Below are 24,127 nucleotides of genomic sequence, written 5' to 3'. Positions count from 1 at the left end.
GGAGTAGACGGAACCGACTTGTGCAAATGCTGTGCGCCCGCGCGCTAGCGGACGAAGTAGATCGTGGCGAACAGCCCGATCCAGACGATGTCGACGAAGTGCCAGTAGTAGGACACCACGATGGCGGCGGTGGCCTGGGCGGGCGTGAACTTGCTCAGCGTGGTGCGGATCAGCAGGAACACGAACGCGATCAGACCGCCGATCACGTGCAGACCGTGGAAGCCGGTGGTGATGTAGAAGACCGAGCCGTACGAGCTGCCGGAGATCGAGGTCCCCTCCTCCACCAGGTGGTAGTACTCGTAGCCCTGGCCGGCGACGAAGAACGCGCCCATCAGCAGGGTGATCATGTACCAGCGACGGAGGCCGAACACGTCGCCCTTCTCCGCGGCGAACACACCCATCTGGCATGTGAACGACGATGCGACCAGCACGGCCGTCACCGGAACGGCGAGCTTCATGTTCAGCTCGGTCGGCTCCGGGGGCCAGTTGCCGTGCGCCTGCGCGCGCGCAACGAAGTACATGGCGAAGAGGCCGGCGAAGAACATCAGCTCGCTCGACAGCCAGATGATGGTTCCGACGCTGACCATGTTGGGCCGGTTCAGCGAATGCACACGCTGAGTAATGGCCGATCCTGGGGTGCCTACTGCGGTCGTCACGGGGTAAGTATGACTCTTCGTAGTACGACAGCTGTACCCGGGTACGAAAGTTTGTCGCGGGAGTCGGAAAACCCACGCACAGAGGGGGTCTACGACCTCCGTCGGCGTGTTGGCGACGATCACGTGACGACCCATTGTGACAGCGTTGGATGTGGATAACCTGAGACGAGGAGGCGGCGATGGTCGTGGTGCGGATGTGGCGGCGGTTGTTCGGCGGGCAGGGCGAGTCGCTCGACCCCGCGCGGACCGATCTCGTCGTGGTCGCGGCGAGTTTCGACGACGCCGAAGCCTGCTCGGCGGCGCTGGACCGGGCCACCGAGCTCGACCGGGACGCCGACGCGGTCCTGCGCCACCACCTGCGCCTGCCCGCGGACCGGATCGACGAGGCCGCCGAGATCGCCGGTTACGACGGCTACGCGCGGGCCGAGGCCGTGGCCACCACCGCGGGCGAGCTGGTGCCGGTCGTGTTGCAGCGGGTGCAGCGCCTCGATCCGCTGACCTGTTCGCAGGAGCGATCGCGGATGGCCGGGCTCGCGCAGCGCCACGACGGCGTCGCCGACGGCTGGGACGCGCTGCAACCGCCGCGTCCCGCGCCGTAAACTCAGCCAACGGCGCAATAGGCTTGCGCTACCCCGCCGCGCCCGATCAGAGTTGCGCGATGGCGATGTCGAACGGAGATGCGGAGCAGATGAGCGTGCGCAGCTGGCCCCAGGTGCTCGGAACCCTCGCCGACGGCGGCGACCTGGCCGCGGACGACACGACCTGGGTGATCGACGAGATCTTCACCGACAATGCCACCGCCGCCCAGATCGCGGCTTTCGGCGTCGCCATGAAGATCAAGGGCCCCACCCCCACCGAGCTGGCGGGCATGGTCGCTGGCATGCTCGGGCACGCCCGCCTGGTGCACGTCGACGGCGACGCGGTCGACATCGTCGGCACCGGCGGTGACCGCTCCGGGTCGGTCAACATCTCCACCATGTCCTCGGTGGTCGTGGCGGCCGCCGGGGTGCCGGTGGTCAAGCACGGCAACCGGGCCGCGTCGTCCAAGGCGGGCGGCGCCGACGTGCTCGAGGCGCTGGGCGTGAAGCTGGCGCTGGGCCCGGAGTCGGTGGCGCGGTCGGTGCGCGAGGCCGGGATCGGCTTCTGTTTCGCGCCGCTGTTCCACTCGGGGCTGCGTTTCGCCGGTCCGGCGCGCAAGGAGATCGGCATCCCGACCGTGTTCAACGTGCTCGGCCCGCTCACCAACCCCGCGCAGCCGCGCGCAGGCCTGATCGGCTGCGCCTTCGCCGACCTGGCGCCGGTCATCGCCGGGGTGTTCGCCGAGCGTGGCGCGAGTGCGCTGGTGGTGCGCGGACGCGACGGACTCGACGAGATCACGACCTCCGACGTCACCGACGTGTGGGTGGTCAGCGGCGGGCGGATCCGGCAGACCGTGCTCGATCCGACCCGCCTCGGCATCCCTCGGGTGGACCTGGACGCGCTGCGCGGCGGTGACGCCGTGGCCAACGCGGGGATCGCGCGCGAGATGTTCGCCGGCGCGCCGGGCGCGGTGCGCGACGCGGTGCTGCTCAACTCGGCGGCCGCGATCGTCGCCTACGACCTCTCGCGCGGCGCGGGCGACGTCGACCTGGATCTGGACGCCGCCCTGACCGGCGGGCTCGAGCGCGCCGCCGCCGCGGTGGACAGCGGCGCGGCGGCGAAGCTGTTGCAGAGCTGGGCCGAGCTCACCCAGGTCCTCGACGAGTCCTGAACGCGCGAAAGCCTCACTCCCCCAGCGAGAATCCGGCTTCCACGTCGGCGCTCGAGTACGACTTGAAGGCGATGTGGGTGGTGGTGCGCACTACGCCGGGGACCTTGTCGATGCCGCTGGTGACGACCTCGGCGATGCGCTCGTGATCGCGCACCCGCACGATCGCGATCAGATCGACGTCACCGGCGCAGGAGTACACCTCGGCGACTCCGGCGGTGTCGGCGAGAGCCTGCGCGGTCTCGGGGATACGAGAGTTCTCGGCCTGGATCAGCACGATCGCGGTAATCATGGGATCAGCCTAGAACTTCGGGCCGCTCGGTGGCCGCTTTGAACCGGCGCATCAGCTCCAGGCTCTTCACCCCGGGCGCCGATTCCACCGAACTGGACACGTCGACGCCGTACGGGCGGTGCCGGGCGATGGTCTCGGCGACATTGCCGGCATCGAGCCCGCCGGCCAGCACCACCTTGCCGGGCAGCGCGCGCACCCAGTCCGGGAACTCCTCGAAGATCCCGGAGCCCGCGCTGGCGTCGTAGAAGAAGTACTCGCTGGTCTGCTCGGGCGCGGGCGGCGTGGACGAGCAGAACGCGAGGTTGGGCAGGTCGGCCCACTGATAGAGCTGGACGACGTCGAAGGCGTCGGCCACCTCGGTGACCTCGGCGGCCGCCAGAGCCACGACGAAGGTGGTGATCCGGCCGCGCGCGTAGTCGGCGAGGGCACGGGCCTGCGCGGGCGTGCGGTACCGCTTGCTCTTGGGCGTGGCCATGACGCCGATCGCGGAGTAGCCGAGCTCGACGGCCCAGTCGATCTGTTCCTCGGTGGTCAGACCGCACACCTTCACGAACATTCGCGCCTTCGCCCTCTCTCCCGCCGTCACCGGGGCGTGACAGGCGGTTCCATGATCCTCCGGGCCCGCGGTCACCGTTCGGCCAGGTACTGCTCCCCCGGGCCGACCGTGGTGGCGGCGGTGCGGGCCAGCTGGGCCCAGCCTTTCCAGCGGGCCGCGCCGTGCAGGGGTTCGCGATAGCCCTCGCTGGTGCGGACGATGCGGACGCCGGGCTTGGCCAGCCAGCGGGCGATGACGCCGACCTCCTCGGGAGGGGCGCCGCGCAACGGGGGAATGTCGTCGTCGGGCGGGGTCGCGCAGGCGAACAGGGCATCGTGGGCGGACGGGGCGTCCATGCCGGGCGCGGCGGTGGCCGAACGGATGCGGCCGGTGGTCGCCGCGTCGCCCAGGTCCGGGAGGACGGTCTCGGCGGCCGCGACGATCTGGTCGACGACCGCCATGGGCGGGGTGCCGCGCCGGGCGGTGCCCGCGGCGGCGAGGCGGCCGTAGCGGATCACCGAGAACTCCCAGCCGCCCGCGCCGTCGGGCAGGGCGACGATCAGTTCCGCGAGCCGGGCCAGCGCGGCGAGACGCTGGGTGCGGTGCAGCATGGTGACGACGGCGGCGGCGCGGTCGCGCAGGCGGGCGGCGGCCTCGAAATGCTCAGCGGTGGAGTGGGTTTCGATGCGGTCGAGCATGGCGCGCAGCAGCGCGTCCGAGCGACCCGCGAGCAGGTCGCGCACCGCGTCCACGGCCGGGGCGTAGCCGGTGGCGTCCAGGTCGACCTCGGGGCGTGCGGCCGGGCAACCGCCGACGACGGCGGGCGGGCAGGTGTGTCGCGCCGCGCGGGTGAGCCGGGTGGCGCAGGTCCGCAGGCCGGCGAACTCGGCGATCGTCGCCGCCACATCGACGGCATCGGTGCGGGAACCGAACGGCCCCAATGCCGTTCGCGTGGGTGTGCGCACCGTGGTGAGCCGGGGGAAGGCTTCGTCGCTGAGGGTGAGCCACCAGCCGCGCCGGGGGAATTTCGAGCGGCGGTTGTAGGGCGGCGCGTGCGCGGCCAGCAGGCGCAACTCCCGCACCCCCGCTTCCAGACCGTGCGCGCACACCACATGGTCGACCCGGATCGCCAGGGCCACCATCTCTTTCATCCGGCCGCGGGTCTCCGAACCGGTGAAGTAGGTGCGGACACGGCGGCGCAGGTTGACAGCCGTCCCTATATAGAGGACTTCGTCGGACGGCCCACGGAACAGGTAGACACCGGGCGCGGTCGGCAGATCACCGGCGAAAGCGCGCTTGGCGCGCTGGGTTCCGGTCACCCCGGGCAGATAGTCGAGCAGCTCGGTCAGGCTGTGCACGCCCTGGTTGCCGACCCGGCCGATCAGGGCGTGCAGCACGTCGACGGTAGCGCGGGCGTCGTCGAGGGCGCGATGCGTCGGGGTGGTCGAGGCGCCCAGGATCTGGGCGAGCACGCCGAGCCGGGCCGAGGGCGCCTCGTCGCGGGTCAGCACCCGCCGGGCGAGCTTGACCGTGCACAGCACCTGCGGATTCGGCCAGGCGATGTCCTGCCGGGCGGCGGCGGCCTTGAGGAAGGCGGTGTCGAAACGGGCGTTGTGCGCCACCAGGACCGCGCCGGCGGCGAACTCGAGGAAACCCGGCAGCACCGCCTCGATCCGCGGCGCCTCGTACACCATCGCCGTGGTGATCCCGGTGATCTGCACGATCGCGGGCGGGATCGCGAATCCCGGATTCACCAGAGTCGCGAACTCCCCCAGCACTTCTCCCCCGCGCACCTTCACCGCCCCGATCTCGGTGATGGAGTCCCCGTCCGGGCTGGTCCCGGTCGTTTCCAGGTCGACGACGACGAAGGTGGTGTCGTAGAGCGGTGTGTCGAGTTCGTCGAACGCCAGCTGACGCGCGGCGGCCGGGAGCGGAACGGGATCGGGCACGGCGAGCAGCGTAGGACGGGGGTACGACACGCTCGCCGTCGCCGAACCCGGTTCCGCGCCGGGCCTCGCGCGCCGCACGGGAACCGGTTCGCCGGGCGCCGCCGAGAAGCCCGCGCCCGGCCATTCGCCGCGAGACTTTCGTTCCGATGCGAACAAAATGACCTTGATCAGACTCGAATGAGACCGGGCTCACAGTTTGCCGAACATCACATGACCGGGCCGAATTTCATCGGGTAAGACCGATTACCGATCGGCGGCCGCCAGAGCGGGCGGCGCGCCGCCCGCGGGCACGCTTGGTCGACCGACCGGTTCGAGGGTCGACGCGCGGAGGCGACCTGGGGGTTCGCCCCTAGGGGTAGACCAATAGGCCGCGAACAAGCCGTCCACGACGCGCCGGGCAGCAGTCCGGAAGCCGCCCGAAGTCGACCTGGCGTTATCGTTTCGTGATTGGTGTGACGCAGCTCGCACACAAAGTTCGGGCAGATCTCCCGAATTGCCTTTCGGACCGATGTCCGACTTTACAAACCACCGTGATGTCTTCGTAACCTTTTCGAGACCTCACGGAGTCCCCACGGCCACGAACGGTTCAACGGGATGAAGCCCGCCGCGTCATACGGACCCGGCGTCGTGGGGCAGATTGGAAGTACCCGCATCATGGCGACCAACACCGTCAAGCGTCAGGCGCAGCGAGCCGTTGCCGCCGGAGCCGTCGGCGCTGCCACCATCGGCGCGTTCCTCCTGCCGGCCGCTCCCGCGTCGGCGACGCCGGTCACTGTCCCCGGTATCGGCACCTTCGAGGTGCCCAACGAGATCCCGCTGCCGCAGGGCATCCCCGGCATCGAGACCCCCTCGGTCCCGCAGGCCTTCACCGCGCCGCGCGCCACCGCCGCCGACATCGCCCTCGATGCCGCGCTGAGCAAGGTCGGCTCCCCCTACGTCTACGGCGCCGCCGGCCCGGACGCCTTCGACTGCTCGGGCCTGGTCCAGTGGGCCTACCGGCAGGCCGGCATGGAGCTGCCGCGCACCAGCGGCGCCCAGCTCGGCGCAGGCACCCCGGTCTCCCTCGACAGCCTGCAGCCCGGCGACCTCGTGTCGTTCTACGGCGGCGGCCACTCGGGTCTGTACGCGGGCGACGGCAACGTCGTGCACGCCTCGACCTCGGGCACCCCGGTCCAACTGGCGCCGATCTCCTCGATGCCGTTCGCGGGCGCTCGCCGCTTCTGATCGACGGGTACGGTGCGTCGTTCGCGGGGAAGGGCGCACCGTGACCCCTCCGTGGCCTACTGGACACGGGCATACGCGGTTCCGTAACCTGATCGAGACCTTCTCGCCGGACGAGAGGATCCGGTTCGGGTAAGGCGCTGCATCGGCGGACATCGAGAGAACGGGGCACGGCGCACTGTGACTGACCACCACCGGAACCCACGCGTTGCGCGGGGCATCGCCGGAGCCATGTCCGCCGCGATCCTGGTGTGCGCCACCTACGCCGCGGGCCCCGCCCTCGCCGACCCGATCGCCCTGCCGACCACCGCCGGTGACGCCATCGCCCGGATGATCGACCTCTCCCGGCAGGCCGAGGTGCTCAACCAGGCCTCGCTCGACGCGCAGTCCGATCTCGACGCCAAATGGGCCGTGCAGCGCGAGGCCGACGACAAGCTGGCCGCCAGCACCGCCGTCGCCGACGCCGCCCGCGCCGAGGTCCGCAAGTTCCAGCCGATGATCGATCGCACCGCGATCGCCACCTACACCGGCGCCCGCACCGATCGCATGTTCGCGGTGCTGTCGAGCAATTCACCGCAGCAGCTGCTGGACAAGATGTCCACGCTGGACGTGCTCGCGCAGCAGACCGCCGACAGCGTGCGCCAGTTCAAGAAGGCCGCCGACGCGGCCACCGCCGCCGAATCGGTGACCCGCGCGGCCGCCGACACCGCCCGCGCCGCGACCGCGGCCGCCGAGGCCGTGCGCGCCGACGTCGACCGCAAGCGCCACGATCTCAGCCTGGCCACCACCCAGGTCGTCGAGGCCTGGGGCGCGCTCTCGGCCAAGGACAAGTCGACCCTGGCCGGTTCCCCCTTCCCGCCCGGCTTCGACCGCGACTCCCTGCTGCAGGGCCTGGTCCCCGGCAGCGGCACCAGCGCGCTGGCCGCCGCCCTGACCCGCATCGGCGACCCGTATGTCTGGGGCGCCACCGGCCCCGACCAGTTCGACTGCTCCGGGCTCGTGCAGTGGGCCTTCAAGCAGGTGGGCAAGAACGTCCCGCGCACCAGCTCCCAGCAGGCGAACTTCGGCACCCCGGTGGCCAAGGACGACCTGCAGCCCGGCGACGTCGTGCTGTTCTATCCCGAGATCTCCCACGTCGGGATCTACGCGGGCAACGGCATGATGGTGCACGCCTCCACCTTCGGTGTCCCGGTGGCCGTCGCGCCGATCAACACCACCCCCTTCCACTCGGCCCGGCGATACTGAGCCGGCGGTGACCGATCCGTCCCGCCGTACCTCCGGCCTACGATCCTGGTTCTCGGCCAACGGCCGCCTCGAATTCGCGCTCACGCTCGCCTCGGTCACGCTGTTGACCGGGGCGTGCGTCGCACTGATCCTGGTGCCGCGCAACGCCGGTCCGCTACAGCTGGCCACCGACGAGGCCGAGGTACTCGACACCACCGAGGGCATCGACGACCCCCGGCTGACCCCGGTCCGCCGCGAGCTGCAGCCGTTCGGGCCGATCCTGGTGCGCCGGGTCGCCGCGGGCGACGAGGCCGACGCGCTCGTGGTCGCCCACTCCGGCCACCGCACCGACATCGACGTCCTCGAGCAGGAACTCGCCCCGGCGATCGCCGACGTGAGCACCGCCTGGGGCACCGACTGGAATCGCGCACCGGTGATCGTCGTCGCGGGCACGCCCACCGAGTTCACCGCGCTCACCAGGGCGGCGGGCGCCTCGACCGGTGCCGATGTGGCCGCGGTGTCGCTCACCGGCTCCTACGCGCCCGGCACCCGGCCGACCGATCAGCGGATCGTGTTCAATCCCGACGCCCGCCGCCGCGTCGGCGACGAGGGCATGGCGACGCTGTTGCGCCACGAACTGACCCACGTCGCGACCAGGGCGGCCACCGCCGACGGTGCGCCGCTGTGGCTGGTCGAGGGCTACGCCGAGTACGTCGCCCAGCGCACGAGTGCCAGCACCTTCTCCCAGATCGCCCCCACGCTGACCACCCGGCTGCGCGCGGGCGCCCTGCCCACCGATCTGATCGGTGACGCCGACTTCACCGGCACCGACGCCCCCTACGCCTACGAATCGGCCTGGAGTGCCTGCGCCTTCCTCGCCGACCGCTACGGCCCGGCCGCCCTCACCACGCTGTACAAGCGGCTCGCGACCGGCCCGCAGTCCGCCGCGGCCCAGGACGCCGCCTTCGCCGCCGTACTCGGCACCTCGCGCACCGACCTGCTCGACGGCTGGCGCGCCTGGTTACGGGGCCGCGCCGTCTGACCACCCCTCATCGAGTCACTCCGTGACACTCGCCCACCCGTCGCCCGACCACCACCCCTCATCGAGTCACTCCGTGACACTCGCCCACCCGTCGCCCGACCACCACCCCTCATCGAGTCACTCCGTGACACTCACCTATTAGGTTGTTCACTTATGGCCCGAACTCTGCTGGTTACCAACGATTTCCCGCCTCGGCCGGGCGGCATCCAGTCCTATCTGCACGCGCTGGCCGAGCAGCTGCCGCCCGACGACCTGGTCGTCTACGCGCCGCGCTGGCGTGGTGACAGCCACGAGAAGTTCGACGCCGCGCAGAAGTTCCGCGTCGTTCGCCATCCGACGACCCTCATGCTGCCGACGCCGGGGGTGATCAAGCGCGCGGGCAAGCTGCTGCGCGAACACGACTGCGACACCGTGTGGTTCGGCGCGGCCGCGCCGCTGGCGGCGATGGCGCCGATGCTGCGCCGCGCGGGTGCCGAGCGCATCCTGGCCAGCACCCACGGCCACGAGGTGGGCTGGTCGATGCTGCCGGGCGCGCGGCAGGTGCTGCGCTCGATCGGCGAGAACACCGACGTCGTCACCTATGTCAGCAAGTACACCCGGGGCCGGTTCGCCTCGGCGTTCGGTCCGCGCGCCGCGCTCGAGTACCTGCCGCCGGGCGTCGATCCGGCCGAGTTCCGGCCCGACCCGGGCGCGCGCGCCGAACTGCGCGCTCGCTACGGCCTCGGTGACCGGCCGACGGTGCTGTGTCTGTCGCGCCTGGTCCCGCGCAAGGGCCAGGACATGCTGATCGTGGCGATGAGCGAGATCCGTGAACGCGTCGACGGGGCGGTCCTGGTGATCGCGGGCGGCGGCCCCTACGAGATCCGGCTGCGGGGGCTGGCCGAGGCGCTCGGGGTCTCCGACTCCGTGGTGTTCACCGGTCGGGTGCCCTCGGGCGAGCTCGCCGCCCACCACACCATCGCCGACGTGTTCGCGATGCCGTGCCGCACCCGCGGCGCGGGCCTGGATGTCGAAGGCCTCGGCATCGTCTACCTGGAGGCCTCGGCCACCGGGGTGCCGGTGGTGGCGGGCAGTTCCGGCGGCGCGCCCGAGACCGTGCGGGAGGGCGAGACCGGGCTGGTCGTGCACGGCCGCTCCGCCGAGCAGATCAGCGACGCCCTCGTCGAACTGCTCACCGACCGCGACAAGGCGGCCGCCATGGGCGCCGCCGGGCGCGCGTGGGTGGAACAGAACTGGCATTGGGACCGTCAGGGCGCCCGGCTGCGGGAGCTGCTGCGGTGACACCCCGGCCGCGTCCGGTGTGGCGTCCACTACGCTCAGCGAGGTGAGCAGTATCCAGGTCGCAGATCAGACCTTTCTCGCGGCGCCGCCCGCCGCGATCGCCGACGTGCTGAGCGCCACGAACAACTGGCGTCGCTGGTGGCCCGATCTCCGTCTCGACGTGCGGGAGGATCGCGGCGACAAGGGCATCCGCTGGACGGTGGCGGGCCCGCTGGACGGGACCATGGAAGTGTGGCTGGAGGCCGTCCCCGAGGGGGCCATCCTGCACTACTTCCTGCACGCCGAGCCCACCGCCGCCAAGCCGCTGACCCCGCGCGCGCTGGCCGCGGCGAATCGGGCCCGCCGGGTGGCGGGCAAGCACATGTCGTTCGAATTGAAGGCTCGACTCGAGGCAGGCCGACCCGCCGGCGTCGCGCCCGCGGTCGCCGCGGCGTCCTGACGCCACCGGCACCGACTGCTCGTCCCGCACGAAAGGAACCGTTGTCCGCCATGGCCGACCGGACCCAGAGATCGATCGTCATCGAGGCGCCGTCGCAGCAGGTGATGGCCGTCATCGCGGACCTGGAGTCCTATCCGGAATGGGTCGCGGCCGCGCAGTCGGTCGAGGTGCTCGACACCGACGCCGCCGGGCGGGCGGCGACCGCCAGGTTCGTGCTCGACGCGGGCGTCGTCAAGGACACCTACGTGCTGGCCTACACCTGGCGCGCCGACGGCCACGCGGTGAGCTGGCGGCTGCTCAGCGGTGACCTGCAGAAGGCCCAGGACGGCAGCTACGAACTGCGCGAACGGCCCGACGGCAGCACCGAGGTGGTCTACGAGCTGACCGTCGACTTGAACATCCCGATGATCGGCATGTTCAAGCGGAAGGCCGAGAAGGTGATCACCGATACGGCCTTGAAGGAACTGAAGAAGCGGGTCGAGGGCTGAGCGCCCCGGGCGGTACCCGCGTCGAACTGTTCGTCGGCAAGGGCGGTGTCGGCAAGACGACGCTGGCCTGCGCGACGGCCATGGCCCACGCCCGCGCCGGACAGCGGGTGCTGATCGCCTCGCTCGACCAGGCGCATTCGCTCGGCGACGCGCTCGGCTTCCGTTTCCCGCACGATCCGGGCACCGTCGCCGGGGTGGCCAGGGTCGCGCCCGGGCTCGAGGTGATCGAGATCGATTCCCTCGCCCTGCTCGAGGACCGGTTCCGCGATGTGGTGCGGATGCTGGCCAAGGGCGGCGGCCACGATCACGGCGTCGACTTGACCGCGATCGACCCGGCCGAGCTGACCGGCCTGCCCGGCGTGCAGGAACTGCTGATGCTGGTGGAGATCGCCCAGTACACCGAGGAGGACGACTGGGACGTCATCGTCGTCGACTGCCCGCCCTCGGCCGACATGCTGCGCCTGGTCACCGCGCCGGACACCCTGCTCACCTATCTGGAACGGCTCTGGCCGCGCCACGAACGCACGATGAGCGCGATCGGCCCCGATCTGCGCAAAGCGGTGCTGGCGGCCACGGTCGAACGGATCGTCGCCGCGGTCACCGGGGTTCGCGACCTGCTCGCCGACCGCACCCGCACCAGCGCCCGGCTGATCACCGGTCCCGAGCAGGTGGCCGTCGCCGAGTCCCGGCGCGTGCGTTCGGCGGCCGCGCTGCTCGGTCTGCGGCTGGACGCCGTCGTGGTGAACAAGGTGCTGCCGCAGGTGCCGCCGCCCGGCGAGAACGCCCATCCGGCCGTGCACTGGTATCTCAACCGTCGCGCCGAGCAGCTCGAGGTGGTGGCGCGGCTGCACGAGCAGATCACCGATGTCCCGATCCTGATCGCCCAGCACGCGGGCGCCGAGCCGGCGGGGCTGAGTTCGCTCTCGGCGTTCTCCTACGCGGTCGACACGCTGCCCGGCCCGCACGCTCAGAGCGCGCGATCGGGCGAACCGATGGTTCGATGGGAGTCGGGCTCCGGTGTCGACTCCGTGTACGCGATGCGGATGCGGCTGCCGGTAGTCGATCCCGGCACCTTGCGGCTGGGCCGAGTGGAGGACGATCTGATCGTGGGAGCCGACGGGGTGCGCACGCGCGTACGGCTCGCGCCGGTGCTGCAACGCTGCACGGTGGCGGGCGCCGAGCTCGACGACGGTCATCTGGTGGTCCGCTTCCGGCCCGATCCGCAGGTCTGGCCCGCCGATCCGAACTACACGAAGGCCACCGCAGATGAGTAGTGACGCCCAGTCCGACCGCCGCGGCTACCACCCCGACGGCTTCGCCGAGTTCACCGAGGAGCTGCGGCTGCTGGCCGAAGTGCTGCTGGCCAGAGTCGAACCGGTGCTGCGCCGCACCGCCGCCGACGGGCAGGCCGATCTCGGCGGCTGCGCCTGGTGCCCGGTCTGCGCGGCCGCGGCGCTGGTGCGCGGCGAACACCACGACGTGGTCGCCGCCCTCGCCGAGCACGGCACCTCGATGGTGACGGTGCTGCGCGAGGCGCTCGCCGGTGTCCCCGTGGAGCCGGTCCTGCCGCCGGAGTGGGCCGAACACGCTGCCGGACACCATGATTCGCACGACCCCGCGTGGCCGCACCAGCACGGCGCCACCGACGCCCGGCCGGCCCCCGACGCCGACGGACAGCACGACGGCGCCGACGGCGACGGAACCCGGCCCGCCGCCGGAGCTCAGCACCACGGCCGCGCGACCCCCGGCGCGGCGCAGGACAGCGACGCGGGGCCCCCCGCGCCCGCGGACCCGTCCCCGGACGACCAGCACGCCACCGCCCCCTCCGACACCGCGGCCCGGTCCCGCCTGCGCTGGGGTTCGGCCCGCCCCGAGGGCACTCCCCGGCCGCGCCGGGTCGACGAGTACGCCGCGCCCCGACAGCAGGGCGCATCGACTCGCACCGCCGCAGGACCGCAGGTCCCGAGCGACTCCGGCACCGGCGTTTTCGCGACCCCGGCGCCGCCCCGGGCCGACACCGCCGAGCGTCCCCGCGACGATCGATCGCGGACCGCCCGCGCGCCGCGCTCGCGTTATGTCGACATTCCGGTGACGATCCGGGGATGACCCAGGGGATCGACCGTCAGCACCTGCTCACCGTCGGCGTCGACGTCGGTGGCACGAACATCCGCGCCTCGGTCGTCGACGCCGAGGGCGAGCTGCTCGATTCCGTGCAGTCCCCGACACCGCACGCGGCGCGCGCGCTCGAGGACGCCATCGACCGCTCGGTCCGCGAGCTGGGGCGCAGGCATCCGATCGCCGCGGTCGGCCTGGCCGTGGCCGGCTTCATCTCCGAGGACCGCTCGACCGTCCGGTTCGCGCCGCACCTGCCCTGGCAGGACGCCCCGGTCGCGCAGCGGCTGACCGCGCGACTCGGGCTGCCGGTGATCCTGGAGCACGACGCGAACGCCGCGGGCTGGGCCGAGTACCGCTTCGGGGCGGCCGCGGGCGGGCACACCGTGGTCCTGGTCGCGATCGGCACCGGCATCGGCGCCGCCCTGCTCATCGACGGGAAGCTCTATCGCGGCAGCCACGGCATCGCCCCCGAACTCGGGCACCTGCAGGTGGTGCCGGAGGGGCGCGCCTGCGCCTGCGGCAAACGCGGCTGCTGGGAGCGCTACTGCAGTGGCACCGCGCTGGCCGACACCGCGATCGAACTGCTGGCCACCGATCCGGTGCGCTCGGTGCTCGCCAAGGATGTCATCCGCGATCCCGGCTCGCTGACCGGCCGCCGGGTGGCGGGCGCCGCCCAGGACGGCGACCCGCTCGCGGTCCGGGTGATGGCCGACTTCGCGCGCTGGCTCGGCCTCGGCCTGGCCTTCGTCAGCGACCTCTTCGATCCCGATCTGGTCGTGATCGCCGGCGGCGTGAGCAGTTCGGCGCCGCTGTTCCTCGACGAGGCGCGCGAGCACTACGCGAGCGCGGTCACCGGCGCCGGGCACCGCCCGCTGGCCCGGCTGCGCACCACCCAGCTCGGGGAGGCGGCGGGCATGATCGGCGCGGCCGAATTGGCCAGGGCGGCGGTCGACACGCCGCTGGCGGGTCGCACCGGGAGATGAGGGTCACAACCATGCACTGCGGCTACCGTCCTGGGTTGGTTGTGACCTGCGACCAGCGGTAAAGTCGTTTTCCGACGAGGCCGCACACCACGATCCCGGTCCGAAGAAAGGACGCCATGTTCTACTGGCTGCTCAAGTTCGTCTTCCCGGGACCGTTCATGCATCTATACAACCGGCCCGTGGTCGAGGGTGTCGAGAACGTGCCCACCGACGGACCGGCGATCATGGCGGGCAACCACCTCTCGTTCGCGGACTGGCTGTTCGCCCCGCTGCTGAGCCCGCGCCGGATCAGCTACCTCGCCAAGGCCGAGTACTTCACCACCCCCGGTCTCAAGGGTCGGCTGCAGAAGTTCTTCTTCAGCGGCACCGGCCAGTACCCGATCGACCGCAGCGGCGCCTCCGCCGCCGAGGACGCCCTCAACGCGGCCCGCAAGCTGCTCGACAAGGGCATGCTCGTCGGCCTGTACCCGGAGGGCACCCGCTCCCCGGACGGTCGCCTGTACAAGGGCAAGACCGGCATGGCGCGGCTGGCGCTGGAGACCGGCGTCCCGGTCATCCCGGTCGCCGTCATCGGCACCGACAAGGTGAGCCCGCCCGGACCGTTCAAGTGGCGCAGGCACCGGGTCACCCTCAAGTTCGGTGCCCCGCTGGACTTCTCGCGCTACGAAGGGATGAGCGGCAACCGCTTCGTCGAGCGCGCCGTCACCGACGAGGTGATGTACGAGCTGATGCGCCTGACCGGCCAGGAATACGTCGACGTCTACGCGCACAGCCTCAAGAAGGGTGTCGCCCCCACCGACCGTCAGCTCGAGGCCACCCGCATCCCGGACACCGCCGCCGGCTGAGTGCCCGCGGCACGATGAGCTGATCCACAGCACCGGCCGACGGTAAGCGGATCGTAAGCGCCGTCGGCCAGACTGCTCGCATGTTCAAGCAATTGCTGGCCGCGGCCGGTGTCGGCGGCGCCGAGGTGGAAACCGAATTGTTCACCCCGGGTGCACAACCCGGCGGGCTCGTCGAGGGTGTGATCCGGCTGCGCGGCGGCCGCGTCGACCAGTCGATCGGGCACGTGGCCGTCGAGTTCGTCACCCGCGTCGAGCGTGAGTACGCCGACGGCGAGGAGCATGTCACCGATCACGGCTTCGGCCGGGCCGGGGTGGCCGGTCCGTTCACCCTGATCGCGGGCACGGTCGCCGAATTACGGTTCGCCGCACCGGTTCCCTTCGAGACACCGATCACCTTCTTCGACGGTCACCACCTGCCGGGCGCCGGCGTCGCACTGCGCACCGTGGTCGACATCCACGGCGCCGTGGACGCCACCGATACCGACCCGCTCGGCATCGGGGCGCTGCCCGCCCAGCACGTCGTGCTGGATGCCGTGCGGCGCATGGGTTTCGGGTTGCGCCGCACCGATGTGGAGGCGGGCGCCATCGCGGGCACGCCGCAGCTGCTGCCGTTCTATCAGGAGATCGAATTCGGTCGCTCGCCGCACTTCCCGCGGGTGAACCAGCTCGAACTCACCTTCATCGCCGCCGAGCACGGCATGAGCGTCGTCCTGGAAGCCGACATCGAGGGCGGCTGGTTCCGCGAGGACCGCGACGGCATCGGCACCTTCTGGGTCGACTACGCGCACCTGGCCCACCGGGACTGGACCGCCGAGATCCACCGCGTCCTGCACGGGCTCGGCGCGCTCGGCTGAGCTACCCGCGCCGACCCGCTACGCGCTGCCCACCCCGGTTGATAACCTGCACAGAACACGACGCCGGGCAGGCGTCGACTCATTCCGGCGGGGCAGTGAGGTGGACATGGTCGGGCGCGATCCCGAGGGCAGGGTGATGCCGTTCGCCCGCTCCGCTACGGATTCGCGGATCGGCCATCCCCCCACCGGCAAGGTCGTGCGCGGCGCCCGGCTGGCGGCGGTCCCGGTCGCCTACGCCGGCCGCCGCATCGCCGGGTTCGGCAAGAAGGCGATCGGGCGGGTGCCCGCGGACGTCGACCGCGACATCCGAGCCCGCACCGCCGAGCATCTGTTCCAGGTGCTCGGCGAGCTCAAGGGCTGCGTGGCCAAGCTGGGTCAGCTGCTCGGCCTGCTCGAACTGGGCCTGGCTCCCGATCTGGCCGAGCCGTTCCGGCAGGCGCTGGCGCGGCTGCACGACTCGGCGCCCGCCATGCTGCCCGCCGCCGTGCACAGCGAACTCGCGACGCAGCTCGGCCCCGACTGGCATTCGCTGTTCCTGGAATTCGACGACCGCGCCGCCGCGGCGGCCTCGGTCGGCCAGGTCCATCGCGCCCGCTGGCACGACGGCACCCCGGTCGCGGTCAAGGTCATGTACCCCGGTGCGCGTCGGGCGGTCCTGGCCGATCTGCAGGCCCTGCGCGGCGCCACACCGCTGTTCACGGCGCTGCTGCCCGGCGCGGACACCCGCCCGGTGATCGAGGCGCTGTGCGAGGAGATCAACGCCGAACTCGACTACGCCCGCGAGGCGGCCAACCAGCGGGTGTTCGCGGCCGCCTTCGCCGACGATCCCGATGTGGTGGTGAGCCGGGTGATCGCCCAGCGCGGCGACGTCCTGGTCACCGAATGGCTCGACGGTGTCCCGCTGTCACGGTTGATCGTCCGGGGCGAGGCGGCCGAGCTCGACCGGCTCGGCGTGCTGATCCTGCGTTTCCTGTTCTCCGCGCCCGCCCGCGCCGGTCTGGTCTACGGCGACCCGCACCCCGGCAATTTCCTGCGGATGCCCGACGGCCGCTTGGGCGTGGTCGACTTCGGCGCGTGCACGCCGTGGCCCGCCGCCTTCCTCGATGTCGCCGGCGACGTCGGCGCCGCGGTGATCGCCGACTCCCCCGCCGATCTCGAGGCCGCCATCCGCCGCCACGGTTTCGTCGCCCCGGGCCGTGACCTCGACATCGCCACCGTGGCCGCCCGCCTGCGCCCGGTGCGCGAGGCCTTGCTGGCCCCCACCTACCCGCTCTCCGCCGACTGGTTGCGCACCCAGGTCCGCCTCGCCACCGACCTGCGCCTGTCGAACGTGTTGCGCCAGTTGACGATGCCGCCCGGCCACACCCCCATCCTGCGATCCTTCCTCGGCGGTGTCGCCGTCCTGTGCCAGCTCCAGACCGAGGTCCCGCTGCGCGCCGAGTGCACCCGCTGGTACCCGGAGACCGCCGCCGCCGCGGGCTTGTAGGTCAGCGGGCGGCCCAGCGCGGCGGAGACCGTTAGCCATCCGTACGACACCGTTCATGTGGCGTTGCCGCGCGCGCGTCCCGGTGTTCCGTCCGGCGATGCACCGTGAGGCCCATGGCTCGATCGGATTTCGCGATGTCCCGGCGCACCCTGTTGCGCGCCACCGCCCTCGGTCTGGTGACCACGCCCGCGCTGGCCGCGTGCGCTGACGGTGACGGCCCCGGCCTGGTGCGGGCCAGGCCCACACTGACCCACGGCATCGCCGTCGGCGACCCGCGCAGCGACGGCGCGCTCATCTGGGCGCGCTCGGACCGGCCCGCGACCCTGGTCGTGGAGACCGCGGCGACCGAGAAGTTCGGCGACGTCAAGCGTTTCACCGGTCCGCTGCTCACCCCGGCCACCGACGGCACCGGCCGGGTGCGCGTCAACGGCCTGCCCGCCGGTCAGCTCGTGCACTACCGGGTGCGTCTGGAGGGCGAGGACGGCGCGAGCTCGGAAACCCTCACGGGCGTCTTCCGCACGGCTCCGACCGCACCCGCCGACATCAGCCTGCTGTGGTCCGGTGACGTGGCGGGCCAGGGCTTCGGCATCAATCCCGGCCTGGGCGGCATGCAGGTATTCTCCGCCATGGCCGCCCGCGACCCGCATCTGTTCCTGCATTCCGGCGACTGCATCTACGCCGACAACGCGCTGAAGGAATCGGTGACGCTGCCCGACGGCCGGGTCTGGAAGAACATCACCGCCGAGGCCAAGAACGCGCCCGCCGAGACCCTCGACCAGTTCCGTGGCAACTACGCCTACAACCTCACCGACGACAACTACCGCCGCTTCAACGCCGCCGTCGCGCAGGTGGTGCAGTGGGACGACCACGAGACCACCAACAACTGGTACCCCGGCGGCACCGTGGCCGCCGACAAGGGCTACACCGAGCGCAGCATGGACACCCTGGCCGCGCGCTCCTGGCAGGCCTTCCACGAGTGGATGCCGTTGGAGCCCGCGGAAGCCGTCGACGGCCGCCTGTACCGCAAGATCTCCTACGGTCCGCTGCTCGAGGTCTTCGTGCTGGACATGCGCGCCTACAAGGACGCCAACGGCGCCAACACCGCACCGCGCGGCACCGTCTTGGGCGCCGCCCAGACCGAATGGCTCATCGCCGGCCTGCGCGATTCGAAGGCCACCTGGAAGATCGTCGCCGCCGATCTGCCGCTGGGCCTGATCGTCCCCGACGGCAAGACGGCCTTCGAGGGCCCGGCCAACGCCGCCGGCGGCGCGCCGAGCGGCCGCGAGACCGAGATCGCCCAGGTGCTCTCGGCGATCAAGGCGAACAAGGTCGCCGACGTCGTCTGGCTCACCGCCGACGTGCACTACACGGCGGCGCACCACTATTCGCCCGCCCGCGCCGCCTTCCCCGATTTCGACGAGTTCTGGGAGTTCGTCTCCGGTCCCCTCAACGCCGGGGCGTTCGGGCCGAATGAGCTCGATCCCACCTTCGGACCGGAGGCGGTGTTCGTGCACGCGCCGCCCGCGCCGAACACCTCGCCGCTGGACGCGCAGTACCAGCATTTCGGCGAGGTCCGCATCGACGGACGCTCCGGCGAGCTGACCGTGAACCTGTGCGACGCGACCGGGAAAGTCCTGTTCACGAAGCAACTCGCGCCTACGCGGAAGTAGGTCCGAGGTACCGTGCGCAAGAATCGCCGAGCTGTGGTTAGCTATGCGGTCATGGGCACGCCGCACTCCGTCATCTCCGAAGAATATCTCCCCCGGGACACCGCGGATGTCGTTCGCACTGTACGTGATTCGCGCGATCGTTCGGAACGGTTGACGGTTCGCGGCGGCGAGCAGACCGAAGAGTCCTATGGGCTGGCCGATCAGCGCGCGGTGCTCTCGCTGCGCAAGATGAACTCGGTGCTCGACATCAACCTGGGCAGGCGGACGGTCCGGGTGCAGGCGGGCGCCAAGCTCTCCGAGATCGACCGCCGCCTCGGCGCGCACGGTCTCGGGCTGCCGGTGGTCGGCGACCATCGCGACATCACCGCGGGCGGCTTCGCCTCCGTCGGTGGCGTCAGCACCGCCTCGCACCGCTACGGCATGTTCATCGATCAGATCGTCGACCTGGAGTACGTCGACCCCGACGGCCGGATCGGCACCTGCGGGCGCGGACACCACACCGAGCGGTTCCATCGCATCCTCGGCGCGGGCGGCCGCGCGGGCATCATCACCGCGCTGACCCTCGACGTCGTCGAGGTGGACAAGGACCACACCTGGCTCACCACCGACGCCGACCGGTTCCTCGACTTCGATTCGTTCGTCGAGCACGCCACCACCGAGATCACCAATCCGGGCAGCGCGGCGCTGCAGGTCGGCCGCTGGGTCGACACCGCGCCGCTGAAGGTGGCCCGCCCGGTGGGCACCGGCCAGGTGACCCTCGGCGCCGTCCGCTTCGGCCAGTGGTCGAGCCTGTACCCCACCGCCCCCACCCGCGGCCTGCGGGCGCGGCGCGAGGTCGGCACCCGCACCCGCAAGTCACTGGGCGCCATCGCCTCCGCGGCGGGCGGGCGCGCGGGCATGCCGGTCCGCAACGCGGCGGCGGGCGCGCTGATGTTCGCGCCGAAGGTGCTCACCATGCGCGACGCGGAGTACCTGGCCGATACCGTGATCAGCTCCTCCGAGCGCGGCCCGGCCTACCGGGTCGGCGTGTTCGCCCCGCTGGCCAACTACGGCTCGGTGTTCTACGGCCTGCACGACCTGTTCTCCAATCACCGGGAACGCACCGGCTGTTTCACCGTCATCTCCGCGATGACCTACGGCGTGCGCTCGGCGTACCTGCGCGCCGAGGCGGCCGCCCGCGGCCTGTCCCCTGCCGACTACGGCCTGATCACCTTCACCTGCCGCCTGCGCCCCTCCGCGCTGCCGTCGGAGCAGCTGCGCGAGATCGTCTCCGGCATCGACGACATCTGCCGCTCGGAGCAGGCGCTGCGCTACAGCGTCTAGCCCCATCCGCCCAGACAAGGGAAGGGCCCCACCGGAATCCGGTGGGGCCCTTCCCTTGTGTCTGTGTAGCTGTCGCTCAGTGCTTCTCGGCGCCGAGGTAGTACTCGAACACCAGGCCGGCGGCGGCACCCAGCACGCACACCACGCCCAGGGCGATCAGCCACATCTGGAAGAACGCCAGACCCAGCGCGGTCACCGAACCGGCGGCGGCCAGGGTGATGGGCCAGAAGCTGCCGGGCGAGAAGAAGCCCAGGTCACCGGCGCCGTCGACGATCTCGGCCTCCTCGTAGTCCTCGGGCCGCAGGTCGATGCGGCGCGCGACGAACCGGAAGTAGGTGCCGATGATCAGCGACAGGCCCGCGGTCAGCACGATCGCGGTGGTACCGGCCCATTCGATGCCGGTGCGCGACTGAGCGGTGAAGAAGCCGTAGACGATGCCCACCAGGATGAAGAACGCCGTGAGCAGTTCGAAGATCCGTGCTTCGATCCTCATATCAGAATCCTCACTTGCTCTCGTTCACCGAAGCGCTCTTGATGTCACGCTTGGTGTTGAAGGGGTACGTGGAGGTGGCCACCGGCGACTCGCCGATCGACTCGAGCGCCTCACCGTTGGTCTTGCCGTCGATGCGCGCCTGCATGTACTTGGCGTACTTCTCCGGCGAGACCGCGCGGACCTCGAAGTTCATCATCGAGTGGTAGGTGCCGCACATCTCGGCGCAGCGGCCGACGAACGCGCCTTCCTTCTCGATCTCGGAGATCTGGAAGACGTTGTCGGACTGGTTTTCCTTCGGGTTCGGCATCACGTCGCGCTTGAACATGAACTCCGGCACCCAGAAGGCGTGGATCACGTCGGCGGCGGCGAGCTGGAACTCGATGCGCTTGCCGGTCGGCAGCACCAGGACCGGGATCTCGGTGCTGGAGCCGATGGTCTCGACCTTGTCGTAGTGCAGGTACGAGAGGATGTCGTTGGCCGGCTTGCCGTGCAACGGACCCGGCTGCGGGTGCCCCTCTTCGTTCTTGCGCTCCTCGTACTGCGCCAGCTGCTCTTCGTTCGCCAGCTCACGCTCGGAGTCGATGCCGTTCCAGGTCAGCCCGCCGACGTTGTTGACGTTGCGGTAGCCGAACTTCCAGTTCCACTGGAAGGCGGTCACGTCGACGGTGACATCCGGGTTGTCCGTCTTCTCGTGCACGTAGTTCTGCACGACCACGGTGAAGTAGAACAGCACCGCGATGATCACGAACGGGATCGCCGTGTAGGTCAGCTCCAGCGACACGTTGTAGCCCGTCTGGCGCGGGAACTCCGGGGAGTCCTTGCGCTTGCGGTGCATGATGACGGTCCAGAAGGTCAGACCCCAGACCAGCACGCCCATGGCGAGCGCGGCCAGCACGGACCAGGTCCACAGCTCCCGCATCCGGGTGGCCTGCGGCGTGATGCCCGAGGGCCAGCCGAACCGCAGCCATACATTGTCGATCGAGCAGCCCGAGACGAGGACGGCAGTGATCCCCAAGGACACCGCCAGCCCGGCCCGTCGAAGGATGCGGCCCTGCCGACCCCGAACGGGTCGTGCCCCGATCTCTTCGCTCGCCTTGTGCGCCACGCTCACGCCTTCCTGGTCGCTACACATTCCGACACATTGCGTCGTCCGGGCCGCGATCCGCCCGTTCCGACACCGCTTTCAAGCACGTTTCAGGCCGCCCTCGAGTATTGCCGCTGTGACGCCTGCACACCTGAGAAGGACCTGAGTACTACGCAGCGTAGACCAAAGCGGGCGCTGTCTTGTCGCGGGGTCGTGTTCGACACTCCGCTGTGACCGCACCGGAGGCGGCGACCTGCGGTTTGCCGTCCGCGGCGGGTCGCGGGCACCGCGGCGACGGGTTGGGCGCGGCGCGTCGCCCGGGTGTGCGGCATACTCGGACACAGCGTTTCGGCCCGAGGAGCGGCCACCCCATCATCGAACGAGAGAAGGTTGCCGACACCGTGTGCGGACTGCTCGGATTCCTGACAGCTGATCCGGCGACGACCGAGGTGGTCGATCAGGTGTACGACGCGCTGCACTGCCAGCGGCACCGCGGCCCCGATGAAAAGGGAACCTGGCACGGCGTCGCCTCGGAGCGGGGGCCCCTCGACGATCACATGATCTTCGGCTTCAACCGCCTCTCCATCATCGATATCGAGCACTCGCATCAGCCGCTGCGCTGGGGCCCCGCGGACAACCCGCAGCGCTACGCGATGACGTTCAACGGCGAGATCTACAACTACCTGGAACTGCGCGAGCAGCTGGCCGCCGAGCACGGCGCCGAGTTCCCCGACGGCAAGATCTTCGCCACCGACGGTGACGGCGAGTCCATCGTGGCCGCCTTCCACTTCTGGGGCCCCGAGGCCGTGCGCAAGCTGCGCGGCATGTTCGCCTTCGCGATCTGGGACACCGAGACCCAGGAGTTGTTCCTGGCGCGCGACCCGTTCGGCATCAAGCCGCTGTTCTACGCGACCGGCCCCGGCGGCACCGCCTTCGCCAGCGAGAAGAAGAGCGTCCTGGAACTGCTCGGCCCGCTCGGGCTCTCCGACGAGCTGGATCCGCGCGCGCTCGAGCACTACACGGTGCTGCAGTACGTGCCCGAGCCCGAGTCGCTGCACCGCAACATCCGCCGCCTCGAATCCGGCACCTACGCCACCGTGAAGGTCGGACAGGCGCCGACGACCACCCGCTACTTCCGTCCCGACTTCCGGGTCCGCCCGTTCGCCGAGGGCGCCGAGCGGGCCCGCTACGCCGAGATCGCCGCGGCGCTCGAGGACTCCGTCGCCAAGCACATGCGCGCCGATGTCACCGTCGGGTCGTTCCTGTCCGGCGGCATCGACTCCACCGCCATCGCGGCGCTGGCCATGCGGCACAACCCGAAGCTGATCACCTTCACCACCGGCTTCGAGCGCGAGGGCTACTCCGAGGTCGACGTGGCCGCCGAGAGCGCCGAGCTGATCGGCGCGCGCCACATCGTCAAGGTGGTCTCCCCCGCCGAGTTCGCCGCCGCGATCCCCGAGATCGTCTGGTACCTCGACGACCCGGTCGCCGACCCGGCCCTGGTGCCGCTGTACTTCGTGGCCAAGGAGGCCCGCAAGCACGTCAAGGTGGTGCTCTCCGGCGAGGGCGCCGACGAGCTGTTCGGCGGCTACACCATCTACCGGGAGCCGTTGTCGCTCAAGCCGTTCGAGTACCTGCCCGCCGGGCTGCGCAAGCTCGTCGGCAAGCTCGGCGACAAGATGCCCGACGGCAGGCGCGGCAAGTCGCTGCTGCAGCGCGGGTCGCTCACCCTCGAGGACCGCTACTACGGCAACGCCCGCAGCTTCAACGACGCGCAGCTGCGCTCGGTGCTGCGTGAGTTCCGGCCCGAGTGGACCCACCAGGACGTCACCGCGCCGATCTACGCCCAGTCCGCGGGCTGGGACCCGGTGGCCCGGATGCAGCACCTGGACCTGTTCACCTGGCTGCGCGGCGACATCCTGGTCAAGGCCGACAAGATGACCATGGCCAACTCGCTGGAGCTGCGGGTGCCGTTCCTGGACAACGAGGTGATGCGCGTCGCCCAGGGGCTGCCCTACGACCAGAAGATCACCAAGGAGACCTCGAAGTACGCGCTGCGTCAGGCCTTGGACGGGATCGTGCCCGACCACGTCCTGCACCGCGCCAAGCTCGGCTTCCCGGTCCCGCTGCGGCACTGGCTGCGCGGCACCGAGCTCTACGACTGGGCCCAGACCCAGATCGCCGAGTCCCAGACCGACCACCTGATCGACAAGGCCGCGGTGCTACAGATGCTGCGCGACCACAAGGCCGGGGTGTCCGACCACAGCCGCCGCCTGTGGACCCTGCTCGTGTTCATGGTCTGGCACGGCATCTTCGTCGAGGACCGGATCAAGCCGGAGATCCAGGAACCGGTCTACCCGGTCTCGCTGTAGTCCCTCGCGACGCGCGAACGCCCCCTCG

At 70.8% G+C, this 24,127-nt stretch carries 23 protein-coding genes; 17 read left to right on the top strand and 6 right to left on the bottom strand.

Going from position 1 to position 24,127, the window contains the following annotated elements; all coding sequences use genetic code 11:
- Positions 1-44: 44 nt before the first annotated feature.
- Positions 45-656, bottom strand: coding sequence for a heme-copper oxidase subunit III (locus ACIO52_RS26155; protein ID WP_218717261.1), 612 nt, complete (start codon positions 654-656; stop codon positions 45-47).
- Positions 657-835: 179 nt separating this feature from the next.
- Between ACIO52_RS26155 and ACIO52_RS26150 the strand changes: the two genes are divergently transcribed.
- Together ACIO52_RS26150 and trpD are read left to right on the top strand one after the other, a co-directional pair.
- On the top strand, positions 836-1,255 hold the full coding sequence (locus tag ACIO52_RS26150; protein WP_402647538.1) for a hypothetical protein: 420 nt from the start codon (positions 836-838) through the stop codon (positions 1,253-1,255).
- An 89-nt stretch (positions 1,256-1,344) separates the two neighbouring features.
- Positions 1,345-2,406 (top strand): anthranilate phosphoribosyltransferase, encoded by a 1,062-nt coding sequence (trpD, locus tag ACIO52_RS26145; RefSeq protein WP_218717276.1) that lies wholly within the window; start codon positions 1,345-1,347, stop codon positions 2,404-2,406.
- A 13-nt stretch (positions 2,407-2,419) separates the two neighbouring features.
- Here trpD and ACIO52_RS26140 read toward each other — a convergent pair whose 3' ends face one another.
- The 3 genes from ACIO52_RS26140 to ACIO52_RS26130 form a co-directional block, all read right to left on the bottom strand.
- Complete coding sequence (locus ACIO52_RS26140) at positions 2,420-2,695, bottom strand: Lrp/AsnC family transcriptional regulator (protein WP_218717263.1); 276 nt, start codon at positions 2,693-2,695, stop codon at positions 2,420-2,422.
- A gap of 4 nt (positions 2,696-2,699) precedes the next feature.
- Positions 2,700-3,251: a hypothetical protein gene (locus ACIO52_RS26135; RefSeq protein ID WP_218717264.1), complete on the bottom strand. Its 552-nt coding sequence runs from the start codon at positions 3,249-3,251 to the stop codon at positions 2,700-2,702.
- A gap of 71 nt (positions 3,252-3,322) precedes the next feature.
- A complete protein-coding gene (locus tag ACIO52_RS26130; RefSeq protein WP_402647534.1) occupies positions 3,323-5,179 on the bottom strand; it encodes a DEDD exonuclease domain-containing protein in 1,857 nt (618 codons plus the stop codon).
- A 654-nt stretch (positions 5,180-5,833) separates the two neighbouring features.
- Between ACIO52_RS26130 and ACIO52_RS26125 the strand changes: the two genes are divergently transcribed.
- The 14 genes from ACIO52_RS26125 to ACIO52_RS26060 all read left to right on the top strand — a co-directional run bounded on the left by ACIO52_RS26125 (position 5,834) and on the right by ACIO52_RS26060 (position 20,150).
- Entirely contained in the window at positions 5,834-6,403 is a 570-nt protein-coding gene (locus ACIO52_RS26125) for a C40 family peptidase (RefSeq protein WP_218717266.1), read from the top strand.
- A 228-nt stretch (positions 6,404-6,631) separates the two neighbouring features.
- Positions 6,632-7,645 carry an NlpC/P60 family protein gene (locus ACIO52_RS26120; RefSeq protein WP_218717267.1) on the top strand — a complete coding sequence of 338 codons (1,014 nt, stop codon included), beginning with the start codon at positions 6,632-6,634 and terminating at the stop codon, positions 7,643-7,645.
- A gap of 7 nt (positions 7,646-7,652) precedes the next feature.
- On the top strand, positions 7,653-8,666 hold the full coding sequence (locus ACIO52_RS26115; protein ID WP_402647530.1) for a hypothetical protein: 1,014 nt from the start codon (positions 7,653-7,655) through the stop codon (positions 8,664-8,666).
- Between the two features lie 153 nt (positions 8,667-8,819).
- On the top strand, positions 8,820-9,947 hold the full coding sequence (locus tag ACIO52_RS26110) for a glycosyltransferase family 4 protein (protein WP_316573305.1): 1,128 nt from the start codon (positions 8,820-8,822) through the stop codon (positions 9,945-9,947).
- Between the two features lie 43 nt (positions 9,948-9,990).
- On the top strand, positions 9,991-10,386 hold the full coding sequence (locus ACIO52_RS26105) for a polyketide cyclase / dehydrase and lipid transport (RefSeq protein ID WP_218717270.1): 396 nt from the start codon (positions 9,991-9,993) through the stop codon (positions 10,384-10,386).
- A 50-nt stretch (positions 10,387-10,436) separates the two neighbouring features.
- Positions 10,437-10,874 carry an SRPBCC family protein gene (locus ACIO52_RS26100; protein WP_218717271.1) on the top strand — a complete coding sequence of 146 codons (438 nt, stop codon included), beginning with the start codon at positions 10,437-10,439 and terminating at the stop codon, positions 10,872-10,874.
- Positions 10,871-12,148: an ArsA family ATPase gene (locus ACIO52_RS26095; protein ID WP_342801138.1), complete on the top strand. Its 1,278-nt coding sequence runs from the start codon at positions 10,871-10,873 to the stop codon at positions 12,146-12,148. The genes ACIO52_RS26100 and ACIO52_RS26095 overlap by 4 nt, the downstream gene beginning before the upstream one ends.
- The gene (locus ACIO52_RS26090) at positions 12,141-12,980 is read left to right on the top strand and encodes a hypothetical protein (protein ID WP_402647526.1); all 840 of its coding nucleotides are present in this window, start codon (positions 12,141-12,143) and stop codon (positions 12,978-12,980) included. Before ACIO52_RS26095 ends, ACIO52_RS26090 begins: the two co-directional genes overlap by 8 nt.
- Entirely contained in the window at positions 12,977-13,972 is a 996-nt protein-coding gene (locus tag ACIO52_RS26085) for an ROK family protein (RefSeq protein ID WP_218717123.1), read from the top strand. Before ACIO52_RS26090 ends, ACIO52_RS26085 begins: the two co-directional genes overlap by 4 nt.
- 116 nt (positions 13,973-14,088) lie before the next feature.
- Positions 14,089-14,817, top strand: coding sequence for a 1-acyl-sn-glycerol-3-phosphate acyltransferase (locus tag ACIO52_RS26080; RefSeq protein ID WP_218717124.1), 729 nt, complete (start codon positions 14,089-14,091; stop codon positions 14,815-14,817).
- Between the two features lie 80 nt (positions 14,818-14,897).
- Positions 14,898-15,671: a sporulation protein gene (locus tag ACIO52_RS26075; RefSeq protein ID WP_402647522.1), complete on the top strand. Its 774-nt coding sequence runs from the start codon at positions 14,898-14,900 to the stop codon at positions 15,669-15,671.
- 106 nt (positions 15,672-15,777) lie between these two features.
- On the top strand, positions 15,778-17,157 hold the full coding sequence (locus ACIO52_RS26070; RefSeq protein ID WP_402647519.1) for an ABC1 kinase family protein: 1,380 nt from the start codon (positions 15,778-15,780) through the stop codon (positions 17,155-17,157).
- A 113-nt stretch (positions 17,158-17,270) separates the two neighbouring features.
- On the top strand, positions 17,271-18,827 hold the full coding sequence (locus ACIO52_RS26065) for an alkaline phosphatase D family protein (RefSeq protein ID WP_402647516.1): 1,557 nt from the start codon (positions 17,271-17,273) through the stop codon (positions 18,825-18,827).
- Between the two features lie 51 nt (positions 18,828-18,878).
- Positions 18,879-20,150 (top strand): FAD-binding oxidoreductase, encoded by a 1,272-nt coding sequence (locus tag ACIO52_RS26060; protein ID WP_218717128.1) that lies wholly within the window; start codon positions 18,879-18,881, stop codon positions 20,148-20,150.
- Between the two features lie 76 nt (positions 20,151-20,226).
- Here ACIO52_RS26060 and ACIO52_RS26055 read toward each other — a convergent pair whose 3' ends face one another.
- Both ACIO52_RS26055 and ACIO52_RS26050 read right to left on the bottom strand, forming a co-directional pair.
- Positions 20,227-20,643 carry a cytochrome c oxidase subunit 4 gene (locus ACIO52_RS26055; RefSeq protein ID WP_218717129.1) on the bottom strand — a complete coding sequence of 139 codons (417 nt, stop codon included), beginning with the start codon at positions 20,641-20,643 and terminating at the stop codon, positions 20,227-20,229.
- A 10-nt stretch (positions 20,644-20,653) separates the two neighbouring features.
- Positions 20,654-21,775, bottom strand: coding sequence for a cytochrome c oxidase subunit II (locus ACIO52_RS26050; RefSeq protein ID WP_218717130.1), 1,122 nt, complete (start codon positions 21,773-21,775; stop codon positions 20,654-20,656).
- A gap of 353 nt (positions 21,776-22,128) precedes the next feature.
- On the opposite strand from ACIO52_RS26050, the gene asnB reads away from it, so the two are divergent.
- A complete protein-coding gene (asnB, locus tag ACIO52_RS26045; RefSeq protein WP_316573300.1) occupies positions 22,129-24,099 on the top strand; it encodes an asparagine synthase (glutamine-hydrolyzing) in 1,971 nt (656 codons plus the stop codon).
- Positions 24,100-24,127 lie beyond the last annotated feature (28 nt).

The organism is Nocardia sp. NPDC087230 (genome assembly GCF_044744725.1).
Taxonomy (GTDB): Bacteria; Actinomycetota; Actinomycetes; order Mycobacteriales; family Mycobacteriaceae; genus Nocardia; species Nocardia canadensis.
Note: the sequence above shows the minus strand (reverse complement) of the source record. Positions and strands in the feature narration are given on the sequence as shown.

Bases quoted from the DNA above. Each gene is read 5' to 3' on its own strand.
- ACIO52_RS26055 (WP_218717129.1), bottom strand. From the start codon at position 20,643: ATGAGGATCGAAGCACGGATCTTCGAACTGCTCACGGCGTTCTTCATC.
- trpD (WP_218717276.1), top strand. From the start codon at position 1,345: ATGAGCGTGCGCAGCTGGCCCCAGGTGCTCGGAACCCTCGCCGACGGC.
- ACIO52_RS26085 (WP_218717123.1), top strand. From the start codon at position 12,977: ATGACCCAGGGGATCGACCGTCAGCACCTGCTCACCGTCGGCGTCGAC.
- ACIO52_RS26120 (WP_218717267.1), top strand. From the start codon at position 6,632: ATGTCCGCCGCGATCCTGGTGTGCGCCACCTACGCCGCGGGCCCCGCC.
- ACIO52_RS26060 (WP_218717128.1), top strand. From the start codon at position 18,879: ATGGGCACGCCGCACTCCGTCATCTCCGAAGAATATCTCCCCCGGGAC.
- ACIO52_RS26125 (WP_218717266.1), top strand. From the start codon at position 5,834: ATGGCGACCAACACCGTCAAGCGTCAGGCGCAGCGAGCCGTTGCCGCC.
- ACIO52_RS26135 (WP_218717264.1), bottom strand. From the start codon at position 3,251: ATGTTCGTGAAGGTGTGCGGTCTGACCACCGAGGAACAGATCGACTGG.
- ACIO52_RS26050 (WP_218717130.1), bottom strand. From the start codon at position 21,775: ATGTGTAGCGACCAGGAAGGCGTGAGCGTGGCGCACAAGGCGAGCGAA.
- ACIO52_RS26070 (WP_402647519.1), top strand. From the start codon at position 15,778: ATGGTCGGGCGCGATCCCGAGGGCAGGGTGATGCCGTTCGCCCGCTCC.
- ACIO52_RS26065 (WP_402647516.1), top strand. From the start codon at position 17,271: ATGGCTCGATCGGATTTCGCGATGTCCCGGCGCACCCTGTTGCGCGCC.
- ACIO52_RS26090 (WP_402647526.1), top strand. From the start codon at position 12,141: ATGAGTAGTGACGCCCAGTCCGACCGCCGCGGCTACCACCCCGACGGC.
- ACIO52_RS26100 (WP_218717271.1), top strand. From the start codon at position 10,437: ATGGCCGACCGGACCCAGAGATCGATCGTCATCGAGGCGCCGTCGCAG.
- ACIO52_RS26140 (WP_218717263.1), bottom strand. From the start codon at position 2,695: ATGATTACCGCGATCGTGCTGATCCAGGCCGAGAACTCTCGTATCCCC.
- ACIO52_RS26080 (WP_218717124.1), top strand. From the start codon at position 14,089: ATGTTCTACTGGCTGCTCAAGTTCGTCTTCCCGGGACCGTTCATGCAT.
- ACIO52_RS26150 (WP_402647538.1), top strand. From the start codon at position 836: ATGGTCGTGGTGCGGATGTGGCGGCGGTTGTTCGGCGGGCAGGGCGAG.
- ACIO52_RS26075 (WP_402647522.1), top strand. From the start codon at position 14,898: ATGTTCAAGCAATTGCTGGCCGCGGCCGGTGTCGGCGGCGCCGAGGTG.
- ACIO52_RS26110 (WP_316573305.1), top strand. From the start codon at position 8,820: ATGGCCCGAACTCTGCTGGTTACCAACGATTTCCCGCCTCGGCCGGGC.